17 protein-coding genes are annotated in these 17,122 nt (G+C 67.7%); 13 read left to right on the top strand and 4 right to left on the bottom strand.

Features of this window, described 5'->3' with window-relative positions; genetic code table 11:
• Window positions 1–95 precede the first annotated feature (95 nt).
• Both ABIA73_RS06375 and ABIA73_RS06370 read left to right on the top strand, forming a co-directional pair.
• Window positions 96–974 (top strand): hypothetical protein, encoded by an 879-nt coding sequence (locus ABIA73_RS06375; protein ID WP_033832663.1) that lies wholly within the window; start codon window positions 96–98, stop codon window positions 972–974.
• 11 nt (window positions 975–985) lie between these two features.
• A complete protein-coding gene (locus tag ABIA73_RS06370) occupies window positions 986–2,185 on the top strand; it encodes a DUF4785 domain-containing protein (protein ID WP_263929407.1) in 1,200 nt (399 codons plus the stop codon).
• 46 nt (window positions 2,186–2,231) lie between these two features.
• Here the strand turns inward: ABIA73_RS06370 and ABIA73_RS06365 are convergent, their stop codons facing one another.
• Window positions 2,232–3,017, bottom strand: coding sequence for an ABC transporter ATP-binding protein (locus ABIA73_RS06365; protein ID WP_033832664.1), 786 nt, complete (start codon window positions 3,015–3,017; stop codon window positions 2,232–2,234).
• Between the two features lie 188 nt (window positions 3,018–3,205).
• Here ABIA73_RS06365 and ABIA73_RS06360 point away from each other — a divergent pair, with 188 nt between their 5' ends.
• The 6 genes from ABIA73_RS06360 (at window position 3,206) to ABIA73_RS06335 (ending at window position 10,345) form a co-directional block, all read left to right on the top strand.
• Window positions 3,206–4,408: a DesA family fatty acid desaturase gene (locus ABIA73_RS06360; RefSeq protein WP_025875457.1), complete on the top strand. Its 1,203-nt coding sequence runs from the start codon at window positions 3,206–3,208 to the stop codon at window positions 4,406–4,408.
• Window positions 4,405–4,740: an EF-hand domain-containing protein gene (locus ABIA73_RS06355; protein WP_354275556.1), complete on the top strand. Its 336-nt coding sequence runs from the start codon at window positions 4,405–4,407 to the stop codon at window positions 4,738–4,740. The genes ABIA73_RS06360 and ABIA73_RS06355 overlap by 4 nt, the downstream gene beginning before the upstream one ends.
• Window positions 4,741–4,759: 19 nt before the next feature.
• Window positions 4,760–5,572 (top strand): bifunctional DNA-formamidopyrimidine glycosylase/DNA-(apurinic or apyrimidinic site) lyase, encoded by an 813-nt coding sequence (gene mutM, locus ABIA73_RS06350; RefSeq protein WP_105163202.1) that lies wholly within the window; start codon window positions 4,760–4,762, stop codon window positions 5,570–5,572.
• Between the two features lie 69 nt (window positions 5,573–5,641).
• Window positions 5,642–6,208 carry an ECF-type sigma factor gene (locus tag ABIA73_RS06345; protein WP_025875449.1) on the top strand — a complete coding sequence of 189 codons (567 nt, stop codon included), beginning with the start codon at window positions 5,642–5,644 and terminating at the stop codon, window positions 6,206–6,208.
• A gap of 18 nt (window positions 6,209–6,226) precedes the next feature.
• The gene (locus ABIA73_RS06340; protein ID WP_059063093.1) at window positions 6,227–8,692 is read left to right on the top strand and encodes a serine/threonine-protein kinase; all 2,466 of its coding nucleotides are present in this window, start codon (window positions 6,227–6,229) and stop codon (window positions 8,690–8,692) included.
• A gap of 48 nt (window positions 8,693–8,740) precedes the next feature.
• A complete protein-coding gene (locus ABIA73_RS06335) occupies window positions 8,741–10,345 on the top strand; it encodes an OpgD/OpgG family glucan biosynthesis protein (protein ID WP_032978429.1) in 1,605 nt (534 codons plus the stop codon).
• Window positions 10,346–10,382: 37 nt separating this feature from the next.
• Here the strand turns inward: ABIA73_RS06335 and ABIA73_RS06330 are convergent, their stop codons facing one another.
• Window positions 10,383–11,102: an SEL1-like repeat protein gene (locus tag ABIA73_RS06330; RefSeq protein WP_354275555.1), complete on the bottom strand. Its 720-nt coding sequence runs from the start codon at window positions 11,100–11,102 to the stop codon at window positions 10,383–10,385.
• An 81-nt stretch (window positions 11,103–11,183) separates the two neighbouring features.
• A complete protein-coding gene (locus ABIA73_RS06325; RefSeq protein WP_025875442.1) occupies window positions 11,184–11,804 on the bottom strand; it encodes a thymidine kinase in 621 nt (206 codons plus the stop codon).
• A 102-nt stretch (window positions 11,805–11,906) separates the two neighbouring features.
• Here ABIA73_RS06325 and ABIA73_RS06320 point away from each other — a divergent pair, with 102 nt between their 5' ends.
• The 5 genes from ABIA73_RS06320 to ABIA73_RS06300 all read left to right on the top strand — a co-directional run bounded on the left by ABIA73_RS06320 (window position 11,907) and on the right by ABIA73_RS06300 (window position 16,331).
• Window positions 11,907–13,883 (top strand): UvrD-helicase domain-containing protein, encoded by a 1,977-nt coding sequence (locus ABIA73_RS06320; protein WP_025875440.1) that lies wholly within the window; start codon window positions 11,907–11,909, stop codon window positions 13,881–13,883.
• A gap of 107 nt (window positions 13,884–13,990) precedes the next feature.
• Window positions 13,991–14,731, top strand: coding sequence for a DUF3592 domain-containing protein (locus ABIA73_RS06315; protein WP_167552074.1), 741 nt, complete (start codon window positions 13,991–13,993; stop codon window positions 14,729–14,731).
• 21 nt (window positions 14,732–14,752) lie between these two features.
• On the top strand, window positions 14,753–15,238 hold the full coding sequence (locus tag ABIA73_RS06310) for a DUF3592 domain-containing protein (protein ID WP_081323674.1): 486 nt from the start codon (window positions 14,753–14,755) through the stop codon (window positions 15,236–15,238).
• A gap of 91 nt (window positions 15,239–15,329) precedes the next feature.
• A complete protein-coding gene (locus ABIA73_RS06305) occupies window positions 15,330–15,851 on the top strand; it encodes a GNAT family N-acetyltransferase (RefSeq protein WP_059063099.1) in 522 nt (173 codons plus the stop codon).
• A 168-nt stretch (window positions 15,852–16,019) separates the two neighbouring features.
• Complete coding sequence (locus tag ABIA73_RS06300; RefSeq protein ID WP_025875436.1) at window positions 16,020–16,331, top strand: hypothetical protein; 312 nt, start codon at window positions 16,020–16,022, stop codon at window positions 16,329–16,331.
• Window positions 16,332–16,436: 105 nt separating this feature from the next.
• Here the strand turns inward: ABIA73_RS06300 and ABIA73_RS06295 are convergent, their stop codons facing one another.
• Window positions 16,437–17,087: a YceH family protein gene (locus tag ABIA73_RS06295; RefSeq protein ID WP_354275554.1), complete on the bottom strand. Its 651-nt coding sequence runs from the start codon at window positions 17,085–17,087 to the stop codon at window positions 16,437–16,439.
• Window positions 17,088–17,122: the final 35 nt, after the last annotated feature.

Genomic DNA, 17,122 nt, shown 5'->3' with positions numbered 1-17,122 from the left:
TGAATCCGGGCGCAGCGCACGGACTTTCACGCGCTGCCGCCATGAGCATCAGGTCACAGCCGGGCCGGGGGGATCTGCTGAAAGGGAGAGACGCGATGCGCAGCACCGCAACAGGAAGTACCGTTCTGGCCCTGCTCCTTGGGGTGGCGACCGTACCGGCGCAGGCCGCCGATGTGTACGGCGTCGCCTTCGTGCACGGCACCGGCGCGCAGACCAATGCCACGCAGGACTACTGGCAGCCGGCGATCATCGACACCGTCCGCCAGGGCCTGCCGAACAGCAGCAACTACGTGGTCATCAACTGCGACTTCACCCAGTACATGTGGAAGCCGGAAGCGGCCGGCTGCCTGGCCAACCAGCTCACCGGCTTCATCGACAGCCGGGGCATCACCCAGCTGGTGGTGATCACCCATTCCAACGGCGGCAACGTGATGCGCTGGATCCTGTCCAACCCCACCTACGACAGCCGCTACCCGAAGATCATCAACCGGCTGCGCAAGGTCACTGCGCTGGCGCCCTCCTCGGCAGGTACGCCGCTGGCCGACGCCGTGCTCAACGGCAACACCTTCGAGACCTCGCTGGGCTGGCTGCTGGGCTACAAGAACGATGCCGTGCGCATGCAGCAGGTGGGGCACATGGCCACCTACAACGCGCAGAACCTGTACGGCACCGCCGGCCGTCCGGCCCTGCCCAAGCCGTTCCGCGCAGTGGTCGGCAGCGATGTCGAATCGGCGGTGTGGGACAGCAACAGCTACTGCGGCGGCTACTCCGCCAATGTCGGCCTGGAGTTCACCCAGAACTGGCTGTCGTCGTGCTCGGACGGTTTCCTGGAGTGCAGCAGCCAGAAGGCGGCCGGCACGCTGTGGTTCACCGACAAGGCGCGCACCCAGGGCGCCGAGCCGCTCAGCCACAACCAGAGCCGCCGTGAGTGCTTCGGCCTCGGCGGCATCCTGCGCAACGACCTGACCCAGTGAGGGAGATGACCATGACGATCCATTCCACCTTGCTGGCTGCCGCCGTGCTGGCGGTCCTTTCCACTGCATCGGCGCAGGCCGCGCAGCCGCTGCGTGTTGCCGCTGGCGACCAGATTCCCGCCGGCCTGGTTGCCGCGCCGCTGCCGGCCGATGAAAGCGAGCACGCGCCGCTGGCCTTCGCCTGGGCGCTGGACCCGGCACAGCCACTGCAGGCTCCCGGTCCCCAGGCCGCCATCAGCCGCAGCTACTGGCAGCAGGTCGACGCTGCCGAACTGCAGCGCGGCCTGGAACTGCCCCTGAGCGCACCGGATGCGGTGATCCAGCTCAGCCCAGCGCCGGGCGCCCGCGCGCTGCCGGCAAGCTCGCTGCAGGTACGTGATCCGGCGGGGCGCAGCAGCGTCGCGCGCAGTGTCGACGCACGCCAGCTGCAGGATGCGGGCATGCCGGTCGGCGATGGCAGCAGCATGCTGCGCACCGGTACCACCAGCGCGGCCGGCGCTTACCGCCTGCAGAGCGCGCAGGCGCAGGGCCGCTATGTGGTGCAGGTGCTGGAGCCCAACAGCCCGCTGCGGTTGGAAGTGCAGGCCAGCCAGACGCAGGTGCTGGCCGGAGGTAACGTGCAGCTGCAGGTGCGTCTGCTGGAAGATGGTGCCAGCGCGGCGGCGTTGCGCACACGGCGTGACAGCCTCGGCGGTGAAGCGCTGCTGGTCGCACCCGATGGCCGCAGCTGGCCGCAGCGGTTGCTGCGCACCACCGATGGCAGCCTGCGTGCACAGGTGAGGATTCCGGCCGAGGCCAGCAACACGCAGGGCCTGTGGGAACTGCAGGTGTTCGCCCAGGCCGACGGCGTGCTGCGCGATGGCAAGGTCGCCTTCGCGGTGGCCAGGCCGACTGCCCGCTTCGTCGGCCAGGCCATGCCCGATCCCTCCAGCCGCCAGGTCAGTCTGCCGTTGCAGGTGGCCGCCGCTGGCCGCTACGAGGCGCGCGGCACCCTGTATGCCACCGCAGCCAACGGCCAGTTGCAGCCGGTGGCGCAGGCGCATGCCGCAGCGTGGTTCGATGGCCCGGGCCGCGGTGCGCTGGTACTGCCCTTCGACCAGGCCGCGTTGCCTGCCGGCTTCGGTGCGCCCTATGAACTGCGCGACCTGCAGCTGCAGGACCAGAGCCGGATGGCACCGATCGAGTCGCGCGCGCTGGCGTTGCGGTTCTGAAGCAGGGCGTGGCGGGCCGGACGTCCGGCCCGCCACAGACGCGGTGTCACCCCGCGTACGCGGTCAGCCGTCCTTCCTGTTCCACCACCGTGATCGCGCCGCCGAACACGGCCGACAGCGGTTCGTCGCGCAGCAGCTCGGCGCGCGCTCCATCGGCCACCACGCGGCCGTCGCGCAGCAGCACCACGCGCTCGATCTCGGGAATCACTTCCTCGATGTGGTGGGTGACCAGCACCAGGGTGATGCCCTGCTGCGCAAGCACGCGCATGGTGGCGATCAACTGCTGGCGGGCTACCAGGTCCAGCCCGGTGGAGGGTTCATCCAGCAGCAGCGCCTGCGGCCGGTTGACCAGCGCGCGGGCGATCAGCACCCGGCGGGTCTCGCCGGCCGACAGTTCGGCGTAGGCACGCTCACGCAGGCCCGACGCACCGGTCATCGCCAGCGTCTCGCCCACCCGCGAGCGCATATCGGCGGTGACCTCGCGGAAGGCCGGCACCATGTAGCTGGCGAAGAACCCCGACAGCACCGCCTGCTCCACCGTCAGCCCCGGCATGTCGGCCAGGTTGCTGCTGAGGTCACCGGTGACGATGCCCAGTTGCGAACGCAGCCGGTCGACCTGCCAGCGGTTCTGCCCCAGCACCTTCACCGCCACCGTGCCGTCGGCCTGCGCCAACGGGTACAGCTCGCGGGTGATCAGCTTGATGAAGGTGGACTTGCCACAGCCATTGGGGCCGAGCAGGGCGGTGTGCTGGCCCTGCGCGATGCGCAGGCTCAGCCCGTGCAGGACCTTCACCTGGCCGCGCATCACGCTGGCGCGGTCCAGTTCGATCAAGGGCGGCAGGTCCCCGGCGGATGGGGCGGGGTCTACGGTGCGGATGCGCGGATCAAGGGTCGACAACACGGGTCCCCAACTGTGAACGAAGCCACGGAATGGCGCTGCCAATCCAGCGGTGCAAGGTGCAGTTTGCAACGCAAGCGCCCATGATGTCTTCCATACCTGTGTCGCTCTGGAGAGCCGCCATGCCTGATGCCCTGATGTCCCTGCTGACCGGTGGCGTACTGGGCCTGGGCTGGTGGCAGCTGGCCCTGGTGCTGCTGGTCTTCACCCAGCTCACGATCTTCTCGGTCACCCTCTACCTGCACCGCAGCCAGGCGCACCGGGGCGTGGACTTCCACCCGGTGGTCGCGCACTTCTTCCGCTTCTGGACCTGGCTGACCACCTCGATGATCACCAAGGAGTGGGTGGCGATCCATCGCAAGCACCACGCCAAGGTGGAAACCGAGGACGACCCGCACAGCCCGGTTACCCGTGGCATCGGCCAGGTGTTCTGGCGCGGCGTGGAGCTGTACCGCGAAGCACGCGGCATGCGCGAGGACATCGAACAGTACGGTCGCGGCACTCCGGACGACGCGATCGAGCGCCGCCTGTACACCCCGTATGCAACCCTCGGCCCGGTGCTGCTGTTTGCCATCAACACGGTGCTGTTCGGCCTGCCGGGCGTCGCCCTGTGGGCGATCCAGATGGCGTGGATCCCGTTCTGGGCCGCCGGCGTGGTCAATGGCCTGGGCCACTGGTGGGGCTATCGCAACTACGAGTCGGCCGACACCTCCACCAACCTGACGCCGTGGGCGTTCTGGATTGGTGGCGAGGAACTGCACAACAACCACCATGCGTTCCCCAGTTCGGCGCGATTTGCGATGCGGCGCTGGGAATTCGACATCGGCTGGAGTGCGATCCGCCTGCTGCAGGCATTGCGCCTGGCCAAGGTCCTGCGTGTCGCGCCGGCCATGGACGTGCGCCCGAACATCGCCGTGCCCGACGCCGATACCCTGAAGGCACTGCTGTCGCATCGCTTCCAGGCGATGACCGACTACCAGCGCAACGTGTTCATGCCGGCATTGCGCGAAGAAGCGCGATACGCGGGTGCAAAGCTGCGCCGGTTGCTGCCGCGCCGGCTGCGCCGTGGCCTGGTCAACGACGGCCGCTGGTTGAAGCCGGACAGCCGCGCCCAGCTCAGCGAATGGGTCGCCCAGCGCCCGCGCATCCGCACCCTGGTGGAATATCGCGCGCGCCTGGCAACGCTGCTGGAAGCACGCGGCCACGATGCCGCCGAGCGCCTGCGTCAACTGCAGGCCTGGTGCCGCGAGGCCGAGGAAAGCGGCATCGCCGCGCTGCAGGCCTATGCCGCGCGACTGAAGGGCTACACCCTGGTGGGCGGATGAGGGCTGCGCTGACGGCATTGCTGCTGGCCGCCGTGTGCGCACCTGCCGTGCAGGCCCAGGTCAGCGACACTGCCAGTTACCTGCAGCGCATGGACAGCGATGGCGACGGCAAGGTCAGTGAAGGCGAGTACCTGCAGTGGATGCTGTATGCCTTCGATGGCATGGACCGCAACGGCGATGGCGTGCTGACCGCCGACGAACTGCCCGGCGGCAAGGGCAGGGCCATCACCCGCGAACAGCAGCGGCAGGTGATCGTGCAGCGCTTCCACAAGCAGGACGCCAACGGTGACGGATTCCTGGATGCACGGGAACTGGCTGCACCGCCGCGCTGAGCGGGCATAGAATCGTCCCATGCCCGAACTGCCCGAAGTAGAAACCACCCGCCGTGGCCTGGCGCCACACCTGCAGGGCCGCCGCGTGCACGGGGTGATCCTGCGCCGTGCCGACCTGCGTTGGCCGATTCCACCGGAAGTGGCCGAGCTGCTGCCCGGCCAGCGCATCGAAGAGGTGCGCCGCCGCGCCAAGTACCTGCTGCTGGATACCGCCATCGGCAGCGCCGTGCTGCACCTGGGCATGTCCGGCAGCCTGCGCGTGCTGCCCGGCGACACCCCGTTGCGCGCGCACGACCATGTGGACATCAGCCTGGACAACGGATGCCTGCTGCGCTTCAACGACCCGCGCCGCTTCGGCAGCCTGCTCTGGCAGCCGGCCGGCGAGATCCATCCGCTGCTGCAGGGGCTGGGCCCGGAGCCGCTGGACGACGCCTTCGACGGCGACTACCTGTTTGCCCGCAGCCGCGGCCGCAGCGCGCCGGTGAAGACCTTCCTGATGGACCAGGCGGTGGTGGTCGGGGTGGGCAACATCTACGCCGCCGAGAGCCTGTACAAGGCGGGGATAAGCCCGCTGCGCGAGGCCGGCAAGGTCACCCGCGAGCGCTATCGGCGGCTGGCCACGGCAGTGAAGGAAACGCTGGACTACGCCATCACCCGCGGTGGCACCACCCTGCGCGATTTCATCAGCCCCGACGGCGCGCCGGGCTACTTCGAGCAGGAGCTGCTGGTCTATGGCCGCGATGGCCTGCCGTGCCCCGGCTGCGGCCGCCCGCTCAAGCACGCCATGATCGGCCAGCGGGCAAGCGTGTGGTGCAGCCGCTGCCAGCGCTGAACGTCTTCATGCGCTGCACACGTGCAGCGCTATAGTCCAGCCGACATCCGCTGCGGGGGAGCGTTGGCGATGGACGAAGGCCCGGATATCACCGTATGGCTGGATGCTGCGCGCGGTGGCGACCGCGCCGCGCTCGACCGTGTGCTGACCACCCTGTACCAGGAACTGCACAGCATGGCCCGGCGGCAGCTGGCCGGGCAGCAGGGACGCACCCTGGATGCGACCTCGCTGGTCCACGAGTCCTACCTGAAACTGCTGGGCAGCCGCGGTGCGGCGCGCTTCGAGGACCGTGCGCACTTCTTCGCCTATGCGGCGTCGGCGATGCGCAGCGTGGTCGTCGATTACGCGCGCAACCGGCTGGCGCGCAAGCGCGGTGGCGACCTCAAGCGGGTGGCCGAGATTCCCGAGAACAGCAGCAGCGGCGTGCGCCTGGACGAGGATCTGCTGGCCCTCGATGTTGCATTGGAACGCCTGCAGGCCGTCGATGCGCACCTGGCCAAGGTGGTGGAGCTGCGCTACTTCGCCGGCTTGTCCGAACTGGAGATCGCCGAACTGAGCCAGCGCTCGGAGCGCAGCATCCGCCGCGACTGGCAGAAAGCGCGGCTGTTCCTGCTGGCCGCGATGCGCAGCGACTGAGTCGCCGCCACCCACACCATGGATACCGCCCGCTGGCAGCAATTGTCGTCCTGGCTGGACCAGCTGCTGGAGCTGGCACCCGCCGCCCGCCAGCTGCGCCTGCAGCGCGTGAGCGCGCAGGACCCGACGCTGGGCCGCGAACTGGAACGCCTGCTGCAGCAGGAAGCCGACAGCCACGAGTTCATGGCCCAGCCCTTGTGGACCGCTACACCGCCAGGCCGCGCCGGAAGCGAGGTAGGGCCGTATCGGCTGCTGCATCCGCTCGGCGAAGGCGGCATGGGCGAGGTCTGGCTGGCCGAGCGCTGCGATGGCCTGTACCAGCGCCAGGTCGCGCTGAAGCTGCTGCGCAGTGGCGTCGCCGATCCCGGCCTGCGCCAGCGCTTCGGCCGCGAGCGGCAGATCCTGGCCCGCCTGCAGCACCCGCACCTGGCACAACTGCTGGACGCCGGGGTGGACCAGCACGGGCAGCCCTACCTGGCGCTGGATTACGTGGAAGGCGAGCCGATCAGCGACTACTGCCGGCGCCTGCAACCGCCGCTGGAAACGCGGCTGCAGCTGATGCTGCAGGTCTGCGCGGTGGTCAGCCATGCGCATGCGAACCTGGTGGTGCACCGCGACCTGAAGCCCTCCAACATCCTGGTACGCGCCGATGGCACGGTGAAACTGCTCGACTTCGGCATCGCCAAGCTGCTCGACCACGACGATCCGAACGCGGCCCATCCGGCTACCGAAATCCGCGCGTTCACCCTGCACTACGCCGCGCCGGAGCAGGTGCGTGGCGAGGCGGTGACGACCCTGACCGACGTCTATTCGCTGGGCGTGGTGCTGTTCGAGGTGGTCACCGGGCACAAGCCCTATCGCCTGCGCCGGCACAGTGACGCGGAATGGGAGCGCTCGATCCTGGATGTGCAGGCACCGCGTGCCTCGGCGCTGCTGCAACGGCTGGCCGCCGAGCCGGGGGCACCGAGACGGGCGCTGCTGCGGCAGGCCAAGCGACTGCGTGGCGATCTGGACGTGCTGCTGGAAAAGGCCCTGCAGAAAGACCCGCAGCAGCGCTACACCTCGGCCGAAGCACTGGCCGGCGACCTGCGCCGCTACCTGCAGGGGCAGCCGATCCAGGCGCGTCCGCCGGGCGTGGGTTACCGGGTGCGAAAGTACGTGGGCCGCCATCGCTGGGGCGTGGCGCTGACCGGGCTGGCCGCGCTGGCCCTGCTGGGGACCACGTCCTTCGCCCTGTGGCAGCTGCGCCAGGCGCGGGCGGAAATGGCGCGTGCGCAGGCCATGCAGGATTTCACCGTTGGCCTGTTCGACAAGGCGGCCAGCCAGCGCCACGGCCATTTCGACGTGCCGCAGCTGCTGGCCACCGGCCAGCAAAGGGGCGAAGCCGAACTGGCTGATCAGCCGCTGGCGCTGGCCGAGCTGCAAGGGGTGATCGGCCGCCTGCGCATCGGCCTGGGCGACTACCAGCTGGCGCTGCAGACCCTGGACCAGCAGCGCCAGCTGCTGCAGGAGGTGGGCGAGGTGCCGCCGGCGCTGCAGATCGAGGCGGTTACCCAGCGCGGGCGCGCACTGCGCATGCTCGGTCGTGGACGCGAGTGCCTGGCGCACCTGCAGCCACTGCAACCGCTGGCGGCCAGCCAGGCGGCGGCATTGCCGGCGGCGGTGGCCGAGTTCCACAGCCAGCTCGGGCGTTGCCAGGCCCAGCTGGGTGACGCCGATGCGGCGCGACGTTCGTTCCAGCAGGCGCTTGCGCTGCGCCACCAGGGGATGGTCGAGCGCTTCGGGCGTGCTGAATCACTGGCCGATCTGGCCGCCCTGGACGCCACCGCCGGACGCCTGCCGGCCGCGCTGGCGGGGTACCGGCAGGCGCTGGCCCTGCTCGGCCAACGCGCCGACGCCAGCAGCCCGCAGGTGATCAGCCTGCATCGCCAGCTGGGCGATGTGCTGGCCCGGCAGGGCGACACGCAGGCCGCAGCGGCCGAGCTGGAGCTGGCCTGGCAGGCGGCACAGGAGGCATGGGGACCGCGCCACCCGGAGGCACTGGTGGTCCGCCGTGCACGCGCGCTGCTGGCCCTGCAGCGTGGCCAGCACGCGCTGGCCGGCCAGGAACTGCGGCAGGTGCAGGCACAGCTGCTCGGCGCCCTGGGCCCGGACCATCGCGAGATCGGCTACGGCGAGTTCGCGCTGGGGAAGTGGGCCAGCGCCAGCGGCGACCCCTCGGCAGCAGCTGCGCACTATGCCCGCGCGGTGGCGATCTGGCGCCAACCGGATCACGTCGCCCTGCTGCCGCAGGCGCTGCTGGCACAGGGGCAGGTCCTGCAGCAGGCCGGCCAGATCGCGCAGGCCCGCACCGTGCTGGCCGAGGCACGGCAGCTGCTGCTGGCCCAGCGCGGTCCGCAGGCACCGGCCCTGCACGAGCTTGATGCCCGCCTTGCGGCATTGGCGCAGGCTGAACAGGGTATCGAGTCCACCGCTGCCCGTTAACGTTTGTCTGCCTATGATGGCCGACCTTCCCTTTGCTCCCGCGCCTGCATGCAACGACGCGACTTCATCCGCAATGCCTCCCTGGCCCTGGCCGCCTTCGGCCTGCCGTCACTGCCGGCCTGTGCGGCCAGCAAGAGTGGCCAGCTTGGGCTGCGCCGGCTTGGCCAGCCGCAGCCGTTCGATTTCGCCACCCTGAAGGGCCAGGCGCGCGCGCTGGCACAGGCGCCCTACCAGAGCCACAAGCGGGTGCTGCCGGGCAAGCTGGAGGCGCTGGACTGGGATCAGTACCAGTCGATCGGCTACCGCCAGGACCATGCCCTGTGGGCCGACCAGCCGGGTAAGTTCCAGGCCAAGTTCTTCCACCTGGGGCTGTACTTCCATTCGCCCGTGCGCATGTACGACGTGGTCGACGGCAAGGCGCAGGAACTGGCCTATGACGGCGCCGCGTTCAACTACGGCAAGAGCGGGTTGAAGAATGGTGAGCTGCCGGCCGACCTCGGCTTTGCCGGGTTCCGGCTGAACACGCGCAAGGACACCGACCGCGATTTCGCCGCGTTCCTGGGTGCCAGCTACTTCCGCGCAGTGGGCAAGGAAGGCCAGTACGGCCAGTCCGCGCGTGGCCTGGCCATCGACACCGGCATGGGCAAGCCGGAGGAATTCCCCGACTTCATCGCCTATTACCTGGAACAGCCTGCGGCCGACTCGGACACCATCATCGTCTATGCGCTGCTGGATTCGCCCAGCGTGGCCGGTGCCTACCGCTTCGCCGTCACCAACGGCGACGTGCTGCTGATGGACATCGACAGCGCGTTGTACCCGCGCAAAACCATCGAGCGGCTGGGCATCGCCCCGTGCACCAGCATGTACCAGGTAGGCGAGAACGACCGCCGCATGGGTTGGGACTGGCGCCCGGAAATCCACGATACCGACGGCCTGTCGCTGTGGACCGGCGCTGGTGAATGGATCTGGCGGCCGCTGGTCAACCCGCGCAACCTGCGCTTCAACATGTTCGTCGACCGCAACCCGCGTGGCTTCGGCCTGCTGCAGCGTGACCGCAACTTCGACCATTACCAGGACGACGGCGTGTTCTACGAGAAGCGTCCGTGCCTGTGGGTGGAGCCGAAGGGCGAATGGGGCGAGGGTTCGGTGCAGCTGGTGGAGATTCCCACCGTCGATGAAACCTTCGACAACATCGTGGCCTTCTGGAACCCGAAGGAAAAGCCGCAGCCGGGCCAGGAACTGCTGGTCGGCTACCGCCTGTACTGGGGCGCACAGCCGCCGGCGCATACGCCGCTGGCCCATTGCGTTGCAAGCCGCACCGGCCTGGGCGGGGTGATCGGCAAGAAGCGCGAGTACTTCTCGTGGCGCTTTGCGGTCGACTTCGAAGGCGGCGAACTGGCCAGCCTGATCGACAAGGCCGACGTCGAAGCCGTTGTCGAAACCAGCCGTGGCCGGGTGGAGATCGTCTCGGCGCGGCCGTTGCGTGAGATCAAGGGCTACCGCGCGATGTTCGACCTGGTGCCGCCGGAGGGCAGCAGCGAGCAGATCGACATCCGCCTGTACCTGCGCAGTGGCGGCAAGACCCTCACCGAAACCTGGCTGTACCAGTACACGCCGCCGCCGGCTGGTGCGCCGGAGCGCACGCTGTACTGAGTGATGCAGGGTGCCGGCTTGCTGCCGGCACCTTGGGTTATGGCTTGCCCTCGGTTGCCGCTGGAGGTGGCGTCTGGGTCGGCAGGCCGACTTCCACGGTGCCGCGGCGTATTTTCATCCAGTTCTCGTCCTGCCAGCGCTGATAGCGGTCTGGATCCCAGTACGTGGGATCGTAGAGGCGGTCGGCTTTGATGGTTCGGCTCACGCCTCCATCCATGTAGACGATGTCGACGTTGTTGGACAGTGAGCCGGTCCGGCTCCCGGTCATCGCACGCTTGCCCCGCTGCAGCTCCGCGGCCAGGCGTGGGCGAGCCGCTGCATCGCCGTACTCATCGCGCAGCCGCAGCGCCTGCGCTCGTGCGATATCGTGCTGTTCCAACGGCAGTGCTGCCCAGTACTTGTCGCGCAGCTCGAGCATCAACGGGTATCCGCGCTCGGCCGCGACATCCATCCACGCAAAGGCCATGACCGGGTCCGCAGCACGTTTGACACCGTACCAGTGCATCTCGCCCAGCAGCCCCTGCGCAGGCTTGTCGGCGTAGCGGGCAGCCTTGCGGAAGTTGTCCATCGCCGCTTCGGCGTCGCCGCGTTGCAGCGCATCCATGCCCCACTGCCGGAACTTCATGTCTGGATGCCCGTCCAGGAATCCGGCGCCAAGCAGTGCCGCATCATCCAGCGGAGCGGCGGGCCCCTGGCCGGAGGCGACGGCAAGTACAGGCAGGAACAACAGGGGAATCAACAGCAGGGCGGAACGCATGGCGGACTTCCAGTTCGGCAGCAGACGTTGCCGCAGCCTAGGCAGGTAGCCGTCCACTTGTAAACGGCTGGATGCCATGCCCTACAACGGCAGCGGTGCCTGCGCCGGATCGATCCGCCCCTCGCCACGGGTGATCTTCTTGAACTCGGCGCGGCTGACCGACACGTAGCGCTCGTTGCCGCCGATCTCCACCTGCGGGCCGTCCTGCACGGCATGGCCATGTTCGTCCACGCGCACGGTCATGGTCGCCTTCTTGCCACTGTGGCAGATCGTCTTGATCTCCTGCATCTCGTCGGCCCAGGCCAGCAGGTACTGGCTGCCCTCGAACAGCTCGCCGCGGAAATCGGTGCGCAGGCCGTAGCACAGCACCGGGATGCGCAGCTGGTCGACCACTTCGCTGAGCTGCCAGACCTGGCTGCGGCTGAGGAACTGCGCCTCGTCCACCAGCACGCAGCCCAGCGGCCCGTTGGCCTGCAGATCCTGGCTGACCCACTGCTGCAGGTCGGTGTCGCGTTCGAAGGCCATGCCGTCGGCGCGCAGGCCGATCCGCGAAGCGACCACGCCCGCGCCGGCACGGTCGTCCAGGCGCGGGGTCAGGATCGCCACGCGCATGCCGCGCTCGCGGTAGTTGTGCGCGCTCTGCAGCAGGGTGGTGGTCTTGCCGGCGTTCATCGCCGAATAGTAGAAATAGAGCTTGGCCATCGGCCGATTGTACGACGCCACCCGGCGCCGGCCGAAGCCGTTCAGCAAGCTCACCGGCCGGCGGCTGTGGCCGCCACCAACGCCCGCTACAATCGCACCCCAATGCACGGTCTCAATCCCCCCCAAGCTGCCGCCGTCCTCCACATCGAAGGACCGCTGCTGGTGCTCGCCGGCGCCGGCAGCGGCAAGACACGCGTGATCGTGGAAAAGATCGCCCACCTGATCGGCTGTGGCCGCTACCCGGCCAAGCGCATCGCCGCGATCACCTTCACCAACAAGTCGGCCAAGGAAATGCGCGAGCGCGTGGCCAAGCGCCTGCGCGAGCAGGATGCCGATGAAGTGACCATCTGCACCTTCCATGCGCTGGGCCTGAAGTTCCTGCAGATCGAGCATGCCGCCGTCGGGCTCAAGCGCGGTTTCTCTATCTTCGATGCCGATGACGCGGCCGCGCAGATCAAGGACCTGATGTACGGCGCGAAGCCGGACGACATCGAGGACATGAAGAACCTGGTGTCGCGCGCCAAGAACGCCGGCCTGTCGCCGGAGCAGGCGATGGCCGCTGCGCGCAGCAACCGCGAGAAGGAAGCGGCCGGCATCTACGAGCGCTACCAGTTGCGCCTGAGCGCGTTCAACGCAGTGGACTTCGACGACCTGATCCGGTTGCCGGTGCAGATCCTGGAAGAGAACCCGGAGATCGCGCTGGCCTGGCGCGAGCGCATCGGCTACCTGCTGGTCGACGAATGCCAGGACACCAACGATGCGCAGTACCGCCTGCTCAAGCAGCTGGCCGGTGACAAGGGCAACTTCACCTGCGTGGGCGATGACGACCAGTCGATCTACGCCTGGCGCGGTGCCAACCCGGAAAACCTGCAGCAGATGGGGCGCGATTACCCGGCGCTGGAAATCATCAAGCTGGAGCAGAACTACCGGTGTTCCAACCGCGTGCTGCGCGCGGCCAACGCGCTGATCGCCAACAATCCGCACGAACACCTGAAGAAGCTGTGGAGCGACCAGGCCGACGGCGAGCGCATCCGTGTGTGGGAGTGCCGCAACAGCGAACACGAGGCCGAGAAGGTCGCCGCCGAGATCGCGTTCGTAGCGCAGACGCGCAACGTGCCGTGGAGCGATTTCTGCATCCTGTTCCGCGGCAACTTCCAGTCGCGGCCGCTGGAAAAGGCCATGCAGCTGCTGCGCATCCCCTACCACCTGACCGGCGGCACCATGTTCCTGGAGCGCCAGGAAGTGAAGGACACGCTGGCCTGGCTGCGGCTGCTGGTGAACCCGGACGACGACACCGCGTTCCTGCGTGCGGTGCAGTCGCCCAAGCGCGAGGTCGGCGCCGGCACCCTGGCCAAGCTGGCCGAACTGGCCTCGGAAAAGGACATGCCGATGGCGCAGGCCGCCGAGGCGATCGGCGCGCTGCAGCAGCTGCCACCGCGCGCGGCCAACAGCCTGGCGCGCTTCACCGACATCCTGCGTGACCTGCGCGCGCAGACGCGGCAGATCAGCTCCGGCGACATGATCCGCAAGGTCGCCAAGGAATCGGGCCTGCTCAGCGAGCTGCGGCAGCAGGCCAAGGAAGAAGCCAGCTACCAGCGTCGCGCCAACAACATCGAAGAACTGGCGCAGTGGTTCGAGGGTGGCCCGCGTGGTGCCACCGCGGCCGATCTGGCCGGCCAGCTGGCGCTGTTGTCGCGCAGTGACAAGGACGAGGGCGGCAACCAGGTGCGGATGATGACCATGCACGCCTCCAAGGGCCTGGAATTCCCCTACGTGTTCATCGTCGGCTGCGAGGACGGTGTGCTGCCGCACCAGGTCAGCCTGGACGAGGGCAATCTGCAGGAAGAGCGGCGCCTGCTGTATGTGGGCATCACCCGCGCCAAGATCCAGCTGTGGATGAGCTACAGCAAGCTGACCCGCAAGTTCGGCGAGCACGTGCGGCTGAAGCCGAGCCGCTTCTTCGAGGAGATCCCGGCCGAGGAGATCCAGCGCGATGGCGCTGATCCGGTGGCGGATGCGGCGCGGAAGAAGGAGCGGGCGACGGCGGGGTTGGCGGCGATCGAGGCGTTGTTCGATTGAGGATCGAAAAGCCACTAAAGCGGTATTCCAATCCGTCCGATTGACGCTTCTGGCCTTGAGCCTGCATCGGGTTAAGGCCTAGTGTGAGCGCACCCGAAGTGCGCGCCGTGTCTTTCATCGTGTCCAACGATATCCCTGCTGTTCTCACCCGTACCTTCCTCGGGCTGGGCCTGGTCCTGCTTGTTTCAGCGCTTCTGGCCTACGTTGGGGCCAGGCGCTTCCTCGATGGGGCGGTCATTGCCGATGGCAGGATCACCCATGTGGATGCCGTCAGCGTTGATCGCGGTGGTTCGCGCACTTCAGGGGTGAAGTTCCTGTACTGGGTGGACTTCACTACCAGCAGCGGGCAAGTGATGCGGTTCTTCGCAGGTCGTACCCGCCATCGTGCCTACATGACGGGCGATCATGTAGATGTGCTGTACCTGCCGGACCGCCCGGACAAGGCCCTGGTGCGTTCGCTCTCATCACCCTGGGGCCTGAGCGTCATACTGGGAGTGACCGGCGGCCCATTCTTGCTGGGGGTGGGAATTCTGCACCTGCCGCAGGCGGCGAGGGCATGGCGGCGCAGGCAGCTCCTTCGCCACGGGACACGGGTGCAAGCCAAGGTCCGGGCGATCAAGCGCGATCGCGGAGTATTCTCGGGGGGAAGGCATCCGTTCGTCATCGTCTGCGCCTGGCGCGATCCTGAAACCACTCGATGGCATGTCTTCCACAGTGCGTATCTCTGGGCCGATCCCCGTGCACAGGTGAGTGGGCGTGAACTGGATGTCCATGTCATGCCGGGCAATCCGCGCTACTACCATGTCGATATTTCCTTCATTCGATCAGCGCCGGCACCGGCACGCTGATCGATCAACCCGGCCAGCACCATGCCCACCCTCCTCAGATGTTTTTTGCTGTTTTTCTTTGCCGTGGGCCTGCTGATCCTTCTGGCCGCCGCCTGGCTGTTCGTGGACGTCCAGCGTTTCGCGCGCAAGGCCGTTTCCGTAACCGGAACGGTGGTGGCCGTCCAGGCAGAGGATGCCCGGTCGGAAATGGAGGGGATGCCCGCACGTGACATCACCCTGCATCGCCCGGTGGTGAGGTTCCAGACCGCACAGGGGCAGATGATTCAGTTCACCGCGTCCTTTGCTACCGGGGCACCACTGTACGTGGTCGGCGAACAGGTACAGGTGCTATATCCCGGCGGCATGCCTTCCAAGGCTCGTATCCAGCACCCGGGTTTGCGCTGGGGCGCACCGCTGCTGTTGGCGCTGATGGGCATGGGGTTCTGCCTGATCGCCGCATGCGTCCATCGCCTGTGCGTGCGCTACTGGCCGATCCTGTTCGGCCAGCGTGACGGGGCATGTGGCTAGGCTGGGCATCGTAGTGGCCCACTTGGCCTGAGCGTGCTGCACGGCGGGCGCTGGCGTTGCAAAATCGAGGTATTCCTTCCGGAGCCCACCCATGCATCCCATCGAAAGCGAACGCCTGCGGCTGCGCCGCCTGGAACCAGACCGGGATGCTGCGCCGATGCTGGCATTGCTCAATGATCCAGGCTTCGTGCGCTTCATCGGCGACCGCAACGTGCACAGCGAGGAACAGGCGCGGGAGTACATCGCGCTGCGCGTGCTGCACAGCTATGCCTTGAACGGGTTCGGCATGTACGCCATCGAGCGGCTGTCCGATGGCGCCTGGCTGGGCAATGCCGGCCTGGTGCGGCGTGATGGCCTGCCGGGACCGGATATTGGCTATGCGGTGCTGTCGGAATTCGCGGGGCAGGGCTATGCCAGCGAGGCAGCGCGGGCGGTGTTCAATCACGCGCGCACGGCGCTGGGCCTGATGGATCTCTACGGCATCACCGATCTGGACAACATCGCCTCGGCGAAGGTGCTGCTGGGCCTGGGCATGCACGAGCGCGGGGTCATCCAGCTGCCGGGCATCGACAGCCTGAGCCGCTTGTATGCCACTCCGGGTGCACCGGATTGATTGCAATGCAGTGCAGTGCACTGCAGATCAAGCAGCACGGTGCATGCAGGCGGTTCGTCAGAAACGTTGCAAAATCGCCGGATAGTGAAGTTGTTCGCCCCAGGGCTTGCGCATGGTGTGCCCAACTGGTGATCCGCAATCCGCGGGATCAACAGAAGGTACGCACCCATGAAAGTTTCGATCATCACCTTCGGCCTGTTTGCTGCATTGGCCAGTGCATCCGTGTCGGCAGAAGAATCCAATGGACTACCGCTGATGATGATGGGCACGCAATCCTGCGCTGCCGCGTTCAATCAATCGGGTGCCAGCGGCTCCTGCCGCCTCACGAACGCCCAGGACTTTGGCAACAATTATTGCCAGATCACCGCCGATTGCCGCCGCCACGATGGCAGTATGGGCCATCCCCTCTATCAGGGAAGCAAAAGCAACGTCGCACGGCTGCAGAACTGCGACGGCAGTCTGAGAGTTGGTGGCTGCTGACGGCAAACACCCTGGTGTGTCGTTTGACAGATGCAAACGGCCACTCCGCCCGTCCGCGGTGGGTGCCGACCGTTGGTCGGCACTGCACCGGCAGGATATGGACGTTCAGCCGCGCAGCCCGGCCAGTTGCGCCTGCAGCTCGGCCACTGCCGCTTCTAGCTGCGCCACGCGCTCGGCCAGGCCGGGGTCGGCCGGCTCGGCACCGCCGCCACTGCTGGCGTACTTTGCTGCCAACGCCGCGCCGTCCACTTCACCGCACAGCAGGTGCATGTAGCGGTCTTCGCGCTGGCCGCTGGCGCGCGGCAGCACCACCAGCAGCGCGCGCTGCTGCAGGCGCTCGACGGCGTGGCGGGCTTCGTCGATATCCGCAAACCGGTACAGACGCTCGCTGCGCGACACCAGTTCGCCCAGGGTCTGTGGCCCGCGCAGCAGCAGCAGGGCCAGCAGCACGGTCTGCTGCCGGGTCAGGTCCAGCGCGCTCTGCAGGCGGTGCTCGTAACGGTCGGCGCGCGAGGAGAAGTGCTGGCGCGCCAGGCCCAGGGTCTCCAGCTGGCGCAGCGCATGCTCCACCCCGCCGGCGCTCACGTTCATCACCGGCTCGCGGGCGGTCTTCTGGTTGGCCGCCGATTGTGCGGCGTTGACGGTCAGCGGGTAGGTATCCGGGGTGGTGGCTTCCTTCTCCACCAGGCAGCCCAGCAGGCGCGCCTGTACGGCATCCAGCAGCGGAACGTCGGGGGTCTGGGCAGGGTCGGTCATGGCGGCTTCCGGAAGACAACGTGTCAACCGCCAAG

The organism is Stenotrophomonas sp. 2694 (assembly GCF_040548715.1).
In the GTDB taxonomy this organism is placed as follows: Bacteria; Pseudomonadota; Gammaproteobacteria; order Xanthomonadales; family Xanthomonadaceae; genus Stenotrophomonas; species Stenotrophomonas indicatrix.
Note: the sequence above shows the minus strand (reverse complement) of the source record. Positions and strands in the feature narration are given on the sequence as shown.